The organism is Micromonospora sp. WMMB235, from assembly GCF_001855515.1.
Lineage (GTDB): Bacteria > Actinomycetota > Actinomycetes > Mycobacteriales > Micromonosporaceae > Micromonospora > Micromonospora aurantiaca.
In genome coordinates this window covers 4,222,800-4,236,858 of the sequence record NZ_MDRX01000001.1, presented here as the reverse complement: position 1 = coordinate 4,236,858, position 14,059 = coordinate 4,222,800, and the positions used below count along the sequence as shown (strand labels likewise).

13 protein-coding genes are annotated in these 14,059 nt (G+C 73.1%); 7 read left to right on the top strand and 6 right to left on the bottom strand.

What is annotated here, in order from left to right; translation table 11 throughout:
- Positions 1–7 precede the first annotated feature (7 nt).
- From BFV98_RS18495 to BFV98_RS18480, 4 genes are all read right to left on the bottom strand, one after another.
- A complete protein-coding gene (locus BFV98_RS18495; protein WP_071097213.1) occupies positions 8–991 on the bottom strand; it encodes a serine/threonine protein kinase in 984 nt (327 codons plus the stop codon).
- Positions 988–1,746, bottom strand: coding sequence for an NUDIX domain-containing protein (locus BFV98_RS18490; protein WP_013283411.1), 759 nt, complete (start codon positions 1,744–1,746; stop codon positions 988–990). The genes BFV98_RS18495 and BFV98_RS18490 overlap by 4 nt, the downstream gene beginning before the upstream one ends.
- Before the next feature lie 80 nt (positions 1,747–1,826).
- Entirely contained in the window at positions 1,827–2,915 is a 1,089-nt protein-coding gene (locus BFV98_RS18485) for a MaoC/PaaZ C-terminal domain-containing protein (protein ID WP_013283412.1), read from the bottom strand.
- On the bottom strand, positions 2,915–4,273 hold the full coding sequence (locus BFV98_RS18480) for a 3-oxoacyl-ACP reductase (protein WP_071097212.1): 1,359 nt from the start codon (positions 4,271–4,273) through the stop codon (positions 2,915–2,917). Before BFV98_RS18480 ends, BFV98_RS18485 begins: the two co-directional genes overlap by 1 nt.
- Before the next feature lie 55 nt (positions 4,274–4,328).
- Here BFV98_RS18480 and BFV98_RS18475 point away from each other — a divergent pair, with 55 nt between their 5' ends.
- The 4 genes from BFV98_RS18475 (at position 4,329) to purB (ending at position 8,486) form a co-directional block, all read left to right on the top strand.
- Complete coding sequence (locus BFV98_RS18475) at positions 4,329–5,621, top strand: acetyl-CoA C-acetyltransferase (RefSeq protein ID WP_071097210.1); 1,293 nt, start codon at positions 4,329–4,331, stop codon at positions 5,619–5,621.
- 93 nt (positions 5,622–5,714) lie between these two features.
- Positions 5,715–6,230: a SigE family RNA polymerase sigma factor gene (locus BFV98_RS18470; protein WP_013283415.1), complete on the top strand. Its 516-nt coding sequence runs from the start codon at positions 5,715–5,717 to the stop codon at positions 6,228–6,230.
- A complete protein-coding gene (locus BFV98_RS18465; protein ID WP_013283416.1) occupies positions 6,227–6,973 on the top strand; it encodes a hypothetical protein in 747 nt (248 codons plus the stop codon). Before BFV98_RS18470 ends, BFV98_RS18465 begins: the two co-directional genes overlap by 4 nt.
- Positions 6,974–7,061: 88 nt before the next feature.
- Complete coding sequence (gene purB, locus BFV98_RS18460; protein ID WP_013283417.1) at positions 7,062–8,486, top strand: adenylosuccinate lyase; 1,425 nt, start codon at positions 7,062–7,064, stop codon at positions 8,484–8,486.
- 103 nt (positions 8,487–8,589) lie between these two features.
- On the opposite strand, the gene BFV98_RS18455 is transcribed toward purB, so the two are convergent.
- Positions 8,590–9,165, bottom strand: coding sequence for a YbjQ family protein (locus BFV98_RS18455; RefSeq protein ID WP_174361687.1), 576 nt, complete (start codon positions 9,163–9,165; stop codon positions 8,590–8,592).
- A gap of 12 nt (positions 9,166–9,177) precedes the next feature.
- Positions 9,178–9,861 carry a trypsin-like serine protease gene (locus tag BFV98_RS18450; protein ID WP_013473438.1) on the bottom strand — a complete coding sequence of 228 codons (684 nt, stop codon included), beginning with the start codon at positions 9,859–9,861 and terminating at the stop codon, positions 9,178–9,180.
- Positions 9,862–10,331: 470 nt separating this feature from the next.
- Between BFV98_RS18450 and purS the strand changes: the two genes are divergently transcribed.
- The 3 genes from purS (at position 10,332) to purL (ending at position 14,051) form a co-directional block, all read left to right on the top strand.
- The gene (gene purS / locus BFV98_RS18445) at positions 10,332–10,595 is read left to right on the top strand and encodes a phosphoribosylformylglycinamidine synthase subunit PurS (protein WP_013473439.1); all 264 of its coding nucleotides are present in this window, start codon (positions 10,332–10,334) and stop codon (positions 10,593–10,595) included.
- Positions 10,592–11,275 carry a phosphoribosylformylglycinamidine synthase subunit PurQ gene (purQ, locus tag BFV98_RS18440; protein WP_030273403.1) on the top strand — a complete coding sequence of 228 codons (684 nt, stop codon included), beginning with the start codon at positions 10,592–10,594 and terminating at the stop codon, positions 11,273–11,275. Before purS ends, purQ begins: the two co-directional genes overlap by 4 nt.
- A 64-nt stretch (positions 11,276–11,339) precedes the next feature.
- Positions 11,340–14,051: a phosphoribosylformylglycinamidine synthase subunit PurL gene (gene purL, locus BFV98_RS18435; protein WP_071097209.1), complete on the top strand. Its 2,712-nt coding sequence runs from the start codon at positions 11,340–11,342 to the stop codon at positions 14,049–14,051.
- Positions 14,052–14,059: the final 8 nt, after the last annotated feature.

The following is a 14,059-nucleotide window of genomic DNA, read 5'->3' as shown; positions in this document are numbered from 1 at the left end:
AGCCTCCCTACGGGTTGAGGGTGAAGGGTCGGAAGGTGCGCGGCCCGTACAGCCGGTGCAGCACCTCGTCCAGTTCGCGCAGCAGCCGCCAGGCGTCGTCCGGCCGGGTGGCGAGCGCGGTGCCCTGGCAGCCATCGGCGAAGGCGCGCAGCTCGCGCGGCGCGCGGTCGCCCATCAGCCAGGTCATGCAGCGGGCGGCGAGCGCGATGTCGGTGCCCGGCCCGCACTGCCGCTTCGCGGCGACCTCCGGCGGATACCAGTCCTCGTGGCCGGGCACGAGCGCCGGCACGAGCCCGCCCGGCTCGGCCGAGAAGCACCAGTCGACGAGCACCAGGCCGTGTGCGTCCGGCTCGATCAGCACGTGCCGGGGCAGCACCGCGCCGTGCACGACGCCGGCCCGGTGGGCCAGGCCGAGCGCCACGAGCAGCCGCCGCCACATCCAGGCCGCGTCGCGCGGGTCCAGCCCGTCCGGGTACGCGCGGCGCACGTCGTCCAGGCTTCGCAGTCCGGGTACGGTCATTAGCTCGTTGACCTGCCGTTGCACGCCGGTCGACGGGTCGCGCGCCGGGTAGGAGTCGACGAGCCGGGGCACGTACGCGAGGTGCTTGGCGTCGCCGCGCTCGGCGATCCGCCGCAACGCGCGTGCCTCGCGGGCCATCAGGTCGTTGTCGCTCGGGTGCCGGCACACCTTGGCCAGGTGATAAGAAGGGGCCCCTCCTCTACCGGAGGCGTTAACAAGGGGCCCTTCCTTCCGTTCGTGCAGGGTGGCGACGTCGCCGGTGTACGTGGGGGCGGGAGTACGCCACCGGGTGGTGACTGTGACGAGCGCGTCGGCGGCGGCGGCGCGTACCCCCGGGTCGGCCGCGCCCAGCCGGTCGGGGTGCAGCGCGCCGACCAGCTCGCGGTAGCGGCGGGCCGGCTCCTGCGTGCCGAACAGGTCGGCGTCGGTGCGCGCGGCCGTGACCAGCCGGATCGCCTCCTCGGTCCTCACCGAACCGTCTCCTCCCGGGCGGGGCGCAGCAGCGCCGGGTGCAGCAGCCGGGCGTCTCCGGCGCGGTAGAGCTTGGCCCGGGGGCCGCCGCGCGCGCCGCCGCGTTCGGTGCTGGCGCCGGTGCTCTCCACGAAGCCGGGCACCGAGAGCACCTTGCGGTGGAAGTTGCCGGCGTGCAGCGGGTGGCCCCAGACCGTCTCGTAGACCTCCCGCAGCTCGGTGACTGTGAACTCGGGGGCGAGGAACCGGGTGGCGAGAGGCGTGTACTCCAGCTTGGAGCGGGCGCGCTCCAGACCGTCGTCGATGATCCGGCCGTGGTCGAAGGCGAGCTGCCGGCTGGTCAGCGCGGTGACCGGCAGCCAGATCGCCTCGTCGGCGTCGGTGTCGGCGACCGGGTCGGGCAGGTCGGGGGCGAACGCCAGGTGCGCGACCGAGACCACGCGCATGCGGGGGTCGCGGTCCGGGGCGCCGTAGCTGCCGAGCTGTTCCAGGTGCACCCGGCGCAGCCGCTCACCGCCCAGGCCGGTCTCCTCGGCCAGCTCGCGCCGGGCGCCCGCGGCGAGGTCCTCGTCCGGCTGGACGAAGCCGCCGGGCAGCGCCCAGTGCCCCTCGTAGGGCGGCGCGCCGCGGCGGATCAGCAGCAGGTGCAGCGCGCCCTCGCGGATGGTCAGGGCGACCACGTCGACGGTGACCGCGACCGCCGGGTAGTCCCGGGGGTCGTACCCGGCGAGGAACTCCTGCTCGTTCACGGCCACTCACTCTCTCAGGTTGAGAACAACTCAATCTGAGAACAACTTAGCGCCGAAAAGAGGGGACGGCAAGTCCCCTCTTTCGCTCAGCGCACCGAACCGACCAGATGCGGCCTTCCGTCCCGGGCGCTGTGCAGCGCGAAGTCCCAGCCCTCGCCGGTCGGCGAGGCGCTGAACGCGACAGTGGACGGCAACGGCACCGGCAGCTTGAACGACACGTCCACCGTGTACGCCTCGGGCAGCCGGGGCTCCAGCGCGGCCAGGCAGCGGGCCTTGCTCCACATGCCGTGCGCGATCGGGCGCGGGAAGCCGAACAGCCGCGCGCCCAGCTTCGAGGTGTGGATCGGGTTGTGGTCGCCGGAGACGCGCGCGTAGTCCGTACCCACCCGGGGCGTCACCCGCCACCGCGCCGAGGCGGCCGGCGGCGCCGGGCGGTCACCCCGGTCGCGCCGCGGGCCGCCGCCTGCGGCGCGCTCCTTCCCGAGGTACGTGGACACGCCGCGCCACACCTCCTCGCCGCCGATCGAGCCGACCAGCACCACGTCGAGCTGGCGGCCCCGCTCGTGCGGGCGCAGGTTCTCCGCGTACGTGTGGAAGTCGACGCTCTCGCCGACCTCGACCGGGCGGTGCACGGTGATCCGGTTGGCCACGTGCACCACGCCGGTGAGCGGGATGGGGAAGCCCGGACCCGTCATCAGCCGCAGCGACAGCGGGAATCCGAGCACGTGCAGATACGTCGCCGGCAGCCGGTCGGTCAGCCGGAACCCGCACACCCGGTCGTAGTCCGCCAGGTGCCGCTGATCCACAGCGACCCCCGAGACGCCCAGTTCAAGTCCCGGCACGTCCGCCCCGCGACGCCCCCCGACCCCCGGCACCACTCCCAGCAGCGCCCGCCGGTAGAGCGCCCCACTCGCAGGCAGCCGCGACAGTGCCACGCGCCGCCGCCCCTCCGACCCCGCCTCTTCCCTCTCCCCTTCACCCCGTCGATCATGAGGTTGGCTGCCTTGTGGATCTCCAGAAGTGCCGTCAACTTCATGATCGTCGGAGGAGGGGTGGGCCTGGGTGGGGTGGGACTGGGCCTGGGCGGCGGCTCGGGCTGCGGTCAGGTCCCGGGTGGGGCCCTCGATCAGGTCGTGCAGGGTCAGGTCGTCGTCCTCGTGGTCACGGGGTGCCATCACGCCCCCAGCAGGCTCTGGCCGCAGACCCGGACCACGTTGCCGCTCACCGCGCCGGTCGCCGGCCAGGAGAGCCAGCCGATCGTCTCGGCCACGTCCACCGGCAGGCCGCCCTGGGCCATGCTGTTCATCCGCCGTCCCGCCTCGCGGATCGTCAGCGGGATGCGCGCGGTCAGCCGGGTCTCGATGAAGCCCGGCGCCACGGCGTTCAGGCTGATCCCGCGCTCGCGCAGCACCGGCGAGAGCGAGTCGACCAGGCCGATCACGCCGGCCTTGCTCGTCGCGTAGTTGGTCTGCCCCCGGTTGCCGGCGATCCCGGCGATCGACGAGACCGACACGATCCGGCCGCCGGCCGGGATCAGGTCGCGTTCCAGCAGTACGTCGTTGATCCGCTCCTGGCTGGACAGGTTCACGTCGATCACCGAGTCCCACCGGTCGGCGTCCATCCGGCCCAGCGTCTTGTCCCGGGTGATGCCCGCGTTGTGCACCACCACGTCGACCCGGCCGTGCCGGGACGCCAGATGCTCCGCCAGCCGCGTCGGCGCATCAGGCGCGGTCAGGTCGAGCTGCACCGCGCTGCCGCCGATGTCGTTCGCGACAGCGGCCAGCTCGTCCCCGGCCGCCGGGATGTCCAGCGCCACCACCTGGGCGCCGTCGCGGGCCAGCACCTTCGCCAGTGCCGCGCCGATGCCCCGGGCCGCGCCGGTCACCAGCACCACCTGCCCGGAAAGCGGCCGGTCCCAGTCGGCCGGCGCCACGGCGGTGCCGGTGCCGACGCGGACGACCTGGCCCGAGACGTACGCGGACCGGCCGGAGAGCAGGAACCGGAGCGTGGACTCCAGGCTCACCGGGGTGCCGGCGTCACCCTCGCGTGTCACGTAGACGAGCTGGGCGGTCACGCCCCGGCCGAACTCCTTGCCGATGCTGCGGGTCAGGCCCTCCAGTGCGCGCTGGGCGGTAGCCTCCCGGGGGGAGCCGCACTCGGCCGGCGGGGTGCCCAGCACGATCACCCGGCCGCTGGGCAGCAGCGAGCGGGCCTGCGGGTGGAAGAAGTCGTAGAGCTGGCGCAGCCCGGCGGAGTCGGTGATGCCGCTGGCGTCGTACACCAGGGCCGCGAAGCGGCGGTCGGCGTCGTGGGCGGCGACCGGGTCGGCCAGCTCGACCCCGGCGGCGGTCAGGATCTTGCCGGCCGGCTCGGCGATCCGGCCGCCGGCCGAGGAGCCGAGCAGGACCGGCCCGGGAACGAGCGGGTCGCCCGGCGTGTGCCGGCGCAGTCGGGGCGGGTCGGGCAGCCCGAGGCGCTTGACCAGCGCGCGACCGGCCCCCGTCTGGACGAAGCTCGCGTACCTGTCGGTCATAGGCGTAGCCTACTGGCGAGTAGGGTTCGGGCAACAGTTTCGAGGGAGGCCGATCGTGCAGAGTGTCCGGCGGGTCGCGGTCATCGGGGGCAACCGCATCCCCTTCGCCCGGTCCAACTCGCGCTACGCGCACGCGTCGAACGCGGACATGCTCGGTGCGGCGCTCGACGGGCTGATCGCCCGGTTCGGGCTGGCCGGCGAGCGGGTCGGCGAGATGGTGGCCGGCGCGGTGCTCAAGCACTCCCGCGACTTCAACCTCACCCGTGAGGTCGTGCTCGGCTCCCGGCTCGACCCGCACACCCCCGCGTACGACATCCAGCAGGCCTGCGGCACCGGGCTGGAAGCGGCCATCCTGGTCGCCAACAAGATCGCCCTCGGGCAGATCGAGGTCGGCATCGCCGGCGGCGTCGACACCACCTCGGACGCGCCGCTCGCCGTCAACGAGGACATGCGGCGCACCCTGATCCAGCTCAACTCGGCCCGTACGCTCGGCGAACGGCTCAAGATCGCGGCGAAGCTGCGCCCGCACCAGCCGTTCAAGCCGGAGATCCCGCGCAACGCCGAGCCGCGTACCGGGCTGTCGATGGGTGAGCACGCGGCCCGCACCGCGCTGCGCTGGAACGTCGACCGGGCCGCGCAGGACGAACTCGCGCTGCGCTCGCACCAGCGGCTCGCCGCCGCGTACGACAAGGGGTTCTTCGACGACCTGATGACCCCCTACCTGGGGCTGACCCGCGACCAGAACCTGCGCCCGGACACCAGCCTGGAGAAGCTCGGCTCGCTCAAGCCGGTCTTCGGCGCCTCCGGCGCGGACGCCGAGCGGGCCACCATGACCGCCGGCAACTCCTCGCCGCTCACCGACGGCGCGTCCACTGTGCTGCTCGCCTCCGAGGAGTGGGCCAAGGCGCACAACCTGCCGGTGCTGGCCTGGTTCTCCTGGTCGGAGGCCGCCGCCGTCGACTTCGTGCACGGCGACGAGGGCCTGCTGATGGCCCCCACGTACGCGGTGCCCCGGATGCTGGCCCGGGCCGGGCTGAGCCTCCAGGACTTCGACTTCTACGAGATCCACGAGGCGTTCGCCTCCCAGGTGCTGGCCACCCTCGCCGCCTGGGAGTCGCCGGAGTTCTGCAAGGAGCGCCTCGGCCTGGACGCCCCGCTCGGCTCGATCGATCGGGACAAGCTCAACGTCAACGGCTCGTCGCTGGCGGCCGGACACCCGTTCGCCGCCACCGGTGGCCGGATCGTCGCCACGCTGGCCAAGCTGCTGGATCAGAAGGGGAGCGGGCGCGGCCTGATCTCCATCTGCGCGGCCGGCGGGCAGGGCGTGACAGCGATCCTGGAGCGCTGACGAGGACGCCCGCCCGGTTCTGCGCCGGGCGGGCAACCCGCGTGCCGGCTCGTTCCGTCCCCTGGGCATGAGGCGAGCGAGGGGTGGCACTTCGTGACCGGGCGCGACGAGGAGTTCCGCGACTACGTGACCGCCCGGCTGGAGCCGCTGCGCCGGACGGCGTACCTGCTCTGCCGGGACTGGCACACGGCGGACGACCTGGTGTCGATCACGTTGAGCAAGCTCTACCGCAACTGGCGGCGGGCGCTCGGCGCGGACAACCTCGACGCGTACGTCCGGGGGATGCTCACCAACGCGTGGCTGGACGAGCGGCGCCGGCCGTGGCGGCGGGAGCGCAGCACCGACGAGGTGCCGGACCGGGCCGACCTGGCAGCCGGGGAGCCGTCGGTCGGTGAGCGGGAGATGCTGCTGGAGCTGCTGGGCCGGCTCGCGCCGCGCCGACGGGCGGTGGTGGTGCTCCGCTTCTACTGCGACCTGTCGGTCGAGGAGACCGCGCAGATCCTGGGCGTCAGCACCGGAACCGTGAAGAGTCAGGCCGCCCGTGCGCTGGAGACGCTGCGGCTGCTCGCCTCGCACCATTCGGCAGCGGAGAGCGGGAGGCAGAGATGACGTACCGGCAGATCTTCGACGAGGCGATCGGCGATGCGCCGCCGACGACGGTGGACGTGGACGCCCTGGTGGCGCGGGAGGGCCGGCGTCGGCGGCGAACGGTGGGGGCGTACGCCTCGGCGACCGCGGTGCTGGCACTGGCGCTCGGCGTCGGCGTGGTCGTGCAGCCGGGGGCGTCCGGTGGTCCGGCGCCCGCCCACTCGGCCGCGTCCGCCGCCGCACGGACCGAGCCGGAGCGCCTGCGCGCGGCGATGCTCGCCGCGTTCCACCGGGAGGCGCCGGACCTGCGGTGGGTGCAGGGCGCGTCGACCGGGGACCGCGAGACCTGGGACGGCCCGGTCACCGACGAGCCGCCGTGGTGGGTGCAGCGGTTGCAGTGGGAGTCCGCGACCGGCTGGTTGGCTGTGGGTGTCGCCGCTCGGGGCGAGGTCCGGTCGTACCTGAACATCAACGTGGGCCGGGTACGCCCCGGCCACACGTCGGGCCCGGACCGGTGCCGCCCCGGCGAGGTCACGTGCCGGTCCTTCACCGGCCCCGGGGGCGAGCTGGTGGTGGCGCACGACGCGGAGGGCAGGAACCTGGCGAAGCCGGTGACCAAGCGCACGGTCCTGCGTACCGTGACCGTCAAGCGGGCCGACGGCGCGTTCGTGTCGGTGCAGACGGTCTCGTCCACCGACCGACACCTGATGACAGTCGAGGAGATGGCAGCGGTCGCGCTGGACCCGGAGATCCGGCTGGGCTGACGGTGTGTCCCGGTCCGGCCCGCCCACAGGCCGGACCGGGTACCGGCGTCGCCGGGACCGGCCCGGGCCTCATGAAAGACTGAGGTACGTGACGACGATCCCGAACGTGCTCGCCAACCGGTACGCCTCGCCCGAACTGGTCGCCCTCTGGTCACCGGAGGAGAAGGTCCGGATGGAGCGCCGGCTCTGGCTGGCGGTGCTCAAGGCCCAGCGTGATCTCGGCGTGCCGGTGCCGGACGGGGTGGTCGAGGCGTACGAGCGGGTGGTCGACCAAGTCGACCTGGCCTCGATCGCGGCGCGGGAGCGGGTCACCCGGCACGACGTGAAGGCCCGGATCGAGGAGTTCAGCGCGCTCGCCGGGCACGAGCACGTGCACAAGGGGATGACCTCCCGCGACCTCACCGAGAACGTCGAGCAGCTCCAGATCCGTGCCTCGCTGGAGCTGATCCGGGACCGGGTGGTCGCCACGCTGGCCCGGCTGGGCTGGCACGCGGGGGAGTACTCGGCCCTGGTGATGACCGGCCGGTCGCACAACGTCGCCGCGCAGGCCACCACGCTCGGCAAGCGCTTCGCGTCGGCGGCTGAGGAGCTGCTCATCGCGTACGAGCGGCTGGAGGATCTGATCGGCCGCTACCCGCTGCGCGGGATCAAGGGGCCGGTGGGCACCGCCGCCGACCAGCTCGACCTGTTCGACGGCGACGCCGCCAAGGTGGCCGAGCTGGAGCAGCGGGTGGCCGGGCACCTGGGCTTCCGCCGGGTGCTGGACAGCGTCGGCCAGGTCTACCCGCGCTCGCTCGACTTCGACGTGCTCTCCGCGCTGGCCCAGGTGGCCGCCGCGCCGTCGTCGCTCGCCACCACGATCCGGCTCATGGTGGGCCAGGAGCTGGTCACCGAGGGCTTCAAGCCGGGCCAGGTCGGCTCCAGCGCGATGCCGCACAAGATGAACACGCGCTCGTCGGAGCGGGTGAACGGCTTCGCGGTGATCATCCGGGGCTACCTGTCGATGGTCGGCGAGCTGGCCGGCGACCAGTGGAACGAGGGCGACGTCTCCTGCTCGGTGGTGCGCCGGGTAGCGCTGCCTGATGCGTTCTTCGCCGCCGACGGGCTGTTCCAGACGTTCCTCACCGTGCTGGACGAGTTCGGCCCGTACCCGGCGGTGATCAACCGGGAGCTGGAGCGCTTCCTGCCTTTCCTCGCCACCACGAAGATCCTGGTGGCGGCCGTGCGCCGGGGTGTGGGCCGGGAGGTCGCGCACGAGGTGATCAAGGAGCACGCGGTCGCCGTGGCGCTGGCGATGCGGGAGAAGGGCGCGGCCGAGAACGACCTGTTCGACCGCCTGGCCGCGGACGGCCGGCTGGGCCTGACCCGGGCCGAGATCGACACGCTGGTGGCCGACCGCAACGCCTTCGTAGGCGCCGCCACCGACCAGGTCGCCCGCGTGACCGCAAGAATCACCAGGGTCGTGGAGTCCCACCCCCAGGCGGCGGCCTACTCCCCGCCCCCCATCCTCTGACGGCCCTGTCCTTCTGGTCGATCATGAAGTTGGCGGCACTCAAGGAGATCATTCCTGCCGTCAACTTCATGATCGACGCGGCAGAGGCTGCAGACAGCGCCGGTCAGGGGCCGGTGGGGGTTTCGGCCGCGGAACTCAGGTTGGGGGCGCTCGCGGGCTCGGCGATGCCGCCGGGCGCGGAGGCGATCTCCGGCTCGTGAGCGGTCTCGGCCGCGATCGCCGGCTGGTCCGGCGGCATGACGTCCGGCATCTTCGGCGCGACGATCACCGCCGTGCCGTACGCGCAGATCTCCATCCACATCTCGCCGCAGTCGCGGCTGTCGAAGCGCATGCCGATCACCGCGTTCGCGCCCAGGCGGCGTGCCTCCTCGCCGAGGCGGGCCACCGAGTCGGTACGCCACCGGGTCAGGTTGTCCGGCGCCATCGGGTCGTAGGCGCCACCGCGCAGGTTCTTGACCCCCTCGCGGTACGGGTTGCGGGTCCTCGCCATCGAGGAGACCACTTCGCCGAGGATCTGGCGGATCTCGTAGCCGGGCAGTTGATCCGTCGTCACGACCAGCACGCTTCCGATGCTGTCAGTCCCCGGCCGGGTGGTTCGCGAGCCGTGTTCAGCTGATCGGATGCTGAAAAACGGCGCGGCGCGGACGGCCGGGCCGCACCCGACCGATCCGCGCCGCATCGGCATCAACCGTCAGACACCGGCCGTCGAGGTGATCCAGGCCCGGTTGTACGCAACACTGCCGTAGTTCTGGATGCTCTGGCCGTCGGCGGTGGAGGCGACGCCGACCTGCCGGCCGTTGTAGAACTGCGGGCCGCCCGAGTCGCCCCGCCACGCGTTGCCGTTGACCCGGGTGCTCCGGATCGCCTGGCCGCCGTACGCGTCGGTGACGCTGGTGCTGGTCACCCGGACGCTGGCGGTCTTGAGCTGGGGCGACGCGCCGCAGCCGCTGTAGCAGGTCATGCCCCAGCCGTAGATGGTGTTGGTCGAGCCGACCGGCGGGTTGCTGCTGGCCAGCGAGACGGCGGAGGTGCTGACCGTGCTGGACAGGCGCAGCAGGGCCAGGTCGTAGCGGGTGTAGGAGGCGCTCACGGTGCGGGTCACGCCGCCCGAGGCGTAGTAGACGCTGCCGACCCGGACGGACATGGTGCCGCTGACGCAGTGCCGGGCGGTGAGCACCCACTGGGGCGCGATCACGCTGCCGGAGCACGTGAACGAGCCGTTGCTGAAGACGGCGGCGGCCCACGGCGCCGACGAGACGGTGCCGCCGCCGATGATCGGCTGGGGGCCGGCCGGCGCGGCGGTGGCGCCGGAGGCGGTGGCCAGGACGCCGGCCAGCGCGGTGGTCAGCACGGCGAGCAGGGGACGGAGGCGCATGTCGGGGCTCCTTCTGCGCGGACGCCCGGGGTTGCCGGGCAGGGGGTGACACCCGCCGGATGGGGTGGGCCGGCGAGGGACGTCGATCTAACTCATCGACATCTGACGATGCATGCTACGGCCGTGACACCCTCTGTCACAAGGTGCGGATCGAATCGCGCCGATGGCGTGACGCGCGCCGCGTGCCGCGCGGGCGCGCTGTCGGATACCGGTCGAAGGTGGGGTGTTTCGCGGCAGAATGCCTGGTAGGAGGTGGTGCCAGGGGGCGTCCACAAGCACGGAGCGCAACGAATTCGCATCGGCGCCGCAACGAACGGGCAACGGTGCCCGTCCGGTGCCGCCGGTGGGGCCGATCGGTGCCGGAACTGCCCCCGGCCGGTGCGGGCCGGGCGGTATCTGCCAGGTAGGCTGGCTCCGCTCGCCCGATTGTTGGGCCGGCACCCAACTGCGTACACAGTCAGGAGTGCCCAGTGCCTCGCGTCGTAGTCGACGTCATGCTCAAGCCCGAGATCCTCGATCCGCAGGGCCAGGCCGTCGCAAACGCGCTGCCCCGCCTCGGCGTCAGTGACGTCGCCTCGGTTCGGATCGGCAGGCGGATCGAGATCGAGTTCACCGGCGAACCGGACCTGGACCGGGCCCGGGAGATCGCCGACAAGCTGCTGGCCAACCCGGTCATCGAGGACTTCACCGTCCGCGTGGTCACCGCCGACGAGACCGCGGGCGCGCAGTCGTGACCGCCCGGGTCGGTGTGGTCACCTTCCCCGGCTCGCTCGACGACGGGGACGCGGCCCGGGCCGTACGGATCGCCGGCGCCGAGGCGGTCCGGCTCTGGCACGGCGACCCGGACCTGCACGGGGTGGACGCTGTCGTCCTGCCCGGCGGCTTCTCCTACGGCGACTACCTGCGCTGCGGCGCCATCGCCCGGTTCGCCCCGGTGATGGAGACGATCGTCCAGGCCGCGCGCGGTGGCCTGCCGGTGCTCGGCATCTGCAACGGCTTCCAGATCCTCTGCGAGGCCCATCTGCTGCCCGGGGCGCTCACCCGCAACCAGCACCTGCACTTCCGCAACCGGGACCAGGTCCTGCGGATCGAGAGCACCGGCACTGCCTGGACGAACACGTTCCAGCCGGGCCAGGAGGTGCTCGTCCCGGTCAAGAACGGCGAGGGCTGCTACGTCGCCGACCCCGCGACGCTCGATCGGCTGGAGGGCGAGGGCCGCGTCGTCGCCCGCTACGTCGGCGGCAACCCCAACGGATCGCAGCGCGACATCGCCGCGATCACCAACGAGGCCGGCAACGTCGTCGGCATCATGCCGCACCCCGAGCACGCGGTGGAGGCGCTCACCGGCCCCTCCCTGGACGGCCTCGGCTTCTTCACCTCGGTGCTCAAGCATCTGGTGGGAGCGCCGGCGTGATGGTGGCCGGGAACATCGGTCGGCCCACCCGCCGCACCGGCGGCGAGCGCAGCAAGGAGACGTCATGACCACCCATCCGGACCCGGCCCTGCGCGAGCCGCAGGGCGTGGTGCCGCAGGCCGGCCCGACCGACGACTGGGCGCTGGGCGTGGACACCGTTCCCCGGGCCGCCGACTCGCCGGAGGAGCTTCAGCCGTACGCCGAGCTGGGCCTCCGCGACGACGAGTACGACCGGATCCGGCACATCCTCGGCCGCCGGCCCACCCAGGCCGAGCTGGCCATGTACTCGATCATGTGGAGTGAGCACTGCTCCTACAAGTCGAGCAAGGTGCACCTGCGCCAGTTCGGCGAGAAGGCGCCGCCGAGTGACCGGCTGCTCGCCGGCATCGGGGAGAACGCCGGCGTGGTCCGGGTCTCCGACGAGCTGGCGGTGACCTTCAAGGTCGAGTCGCACAACCACCCGAGCTTTGTCGAGCCGTACCAGGGCGCGGCGACCGGCGTCGGTGGCATCGTCCGCGACATCCTCGCCATGGGCGCCCGCCCGGTCGCCGTGATGGACCCGCTGCGCTTCGGCGCGGCCGACCACCCGGACACCGCCCGGGTACTGCCCGGCGTGGTCGCCGGCGTCGGCGGCTACGGCAACTGCCTGGGCCTGCCCAACATCGGCGGCGAGGTCGTCTTCGACCCCTGCTACCAGGGCAACCCGCTGGTCAACGCGCTCTGCCTGGGCGTGCTGCCGGTCGACCGGCTGCAGAAGAAGGACGCCACCGGCCCCGGCAACATCGTGGTGCTGATGGGCGCCAAGACCGGCCGCGACGGCATCGGCGGAGTGTCCGTGCTCGCCAGCGCCACCTTCGACGAGGGCAGCGAGCAGCGCCGCCCGTCCGTGCAGGTGGGCGACCCCTTCATGGAGAAGCTGCTCATCGAGGCGTGCCTGGAGCTGTACGACGCCGAACTGGTCGTCGGCATCCAGGACCTCGGCGGCGCCGGCCTGACCTGCGCCCTCACCGAGACCGCCGCCTCCGCCGGCACCGGCATGCGGGTCTGGCTGGAGCGCGTGCCGCTGCGCGAGCCGTCGATGGAGCCGCACGAGATCCTGGCCAGCGAGTCCCAGGAGCGGATGCTGCTCGTCGTCTCGCCGGACAAGCTCGACGCCGTGCTGAAGACCGCCGAGAAGTGGGGCGTCTGGGCCACCGCCATCGGCGAGGTCACCGCGCCGTCGGCGGACGGCCAGCCGGGCCGCCTGGTCGTCACCTGGCGCGACCAGCTCGTGGTGGACGTGCCGCCGGGCTCGCTCGTCGACGACGGCCCGGTGTACGCCCGGCCGATGCGCGAGCCGGCCGACCTGATCCTGCTCCAGGCCGACCGCGCCGAGACGCTGCCCCGGCCGAGCACCCCGGAGGCGCTCCGGGAGACCGTGCTGCGCATGATCGCGTCGCCGAACCTGGCCGACAAGACCTGGGTGACCGAGCAGTACGACAGGTACGTGCTCGGCAACACCGTGCTCGCCCAGCCGGAGGACTCCGGCGTGATCCGTATCGACGAGCGCAGCGGCCTGGGTGTCGCGCTCTCCGTCGACGGCAACGGCCGGTACGCCCGCCTCGACCCGTACCACGGGACGAAGCTGGCGCTGGCCGAGGCGTACCGGAACGTGGCGGTGACCGGCGCGAAGCCGATCGCGGTGACCAACTGCCTGAACTTCGGCTCGCCGGAGGACCCGGGCGTGATGTGGCAGTTCGCCGAGGCCGTGCGCGGCCTGGCGGACGGCTGCCTGGAGCTGGGCATCCCGGTGACCGGCGGCAACGTCAGCTTCTACAACCAGACCGGCGCCGCCGCCATCCACCCGACCCCGGTGGTCGGCGTGCTCGGCGTGCTCGACGACGTCGCAAACCGGGTGCCGATGGGCTTCGTGCCGCGCCCGGCCGGCGACCACGACCAGCTCTTCCTGCTGGGCGAGACGCACGTCGAGCTGTCCGGCTCGGAGTGGGCCTGGGTGACGCACGAGCACCTGGGCGGCATCCCGCCGCAGGTCGACCTGGCCCGCGAGCGGCAGCTCGCCGAACTGCTGGCCGAGGCGGCCCGGGTCGGGCACCTCAGCTCCGCGCACGACCTGTCCGACGGCGGCCTGGCGCAGAGCCTGGTCGAGTCGGCTCTGCGCCGCGGCGTGGGCGCCCGGGTCGTGGTGCCGGAGCACTTCGCCGGTGGCTCGATGCCGTTCGTGTTCCTGTTCAGCGAGTCCGCCGGCCGCGTGCTGGTGTCGGTGCCGCGCGGCCACGAGAAGGCGTTCACCGCCCTCTGCGCCGAGCGCGGCGTGCCGTGGGAGTTCATCGGCGTCACCGACCCGGCCTCCGGCGGGCTTGAGGTGCACGGCCAGTTCCGGATCGGCCTGGACGAGCTGCGCGAGGCGCACACCGGTACGCTCCCGCGCCTGTTCGGTGCCGCCGAGGCGGCCCGCGTGGAGGTGGAGGCGACCCGTACCGGGACCACCACTGTGCTTCCGGCCACCGCCGAGCAGCCGGTCGGCGTGGACCCGGCCGCTGTCGACGCCGAGCCGATCGCCAAGGCCGGCCGGGACGCTCCGGCGGCCGACGCCGAGGCGTCCGCACCCGCCGCCGCGGCGGAGCCCGAGGCGTCCGCTGCGGCGTCCGACGAGGCCGAGCCGGCAGAGGGTACGGCGACGCCGGCAGTCGACGGAACCCCGACCCAGGACGAGTCGGCGCCCGCCGACGGGTCCGACGGTCCGGCTCCCGGTGAGCCGGCGCCGGGTCAGCGCTGAGGCGCTGG

Excerpts from the sequence above, each read along its gene's own strand:
- purL (WP_071097209.1), top strand. The coding sequence starts at position 11,340 with ATGACCACCCATCCGGACCCGGCCCTGCGCGAGCCGCAGGGCGTGGTG.
- BFV98_RS18480 (WP_071097212.1), bottom strand. The coding sequence starts at position 4,273 with ATGACCGACAGGTACGCGAGCTTCGTCCAGACGGGGGCCGGTCGCGCG.
- BFV98_RS18455 (WP_174361687.1), bottom strand. The coding sequence starts at position 9,165 with ATGCGGCGCGGATCGGTCGGGTGCGGCCCGGCCGTCCGCGCCGCGCCG.
- BFV98_RS18465 (WP_013283416.1), top strand. The coding sequence starts at position 6,227 with ATGACGTACCGGCAGATCTTCGACGAGGCGATCGGCGATGCGCCGCCG.
- BFV98_RS18485 (WP_013283412.1), bottom strand. The coding sequence starts at position 2,915 with ATGGCACCCCGTGACCACGAGGACGACGACCTGACCCTGCACGACCTG.
- BFV98_RS18450 (WP_013473438.1), bottom strand. The coding sequence starts at position 9,861 with ATGCGCCTCCGTCCCCTGCTCGCCGTGCTGACCACCGCGCTGGCCGGC.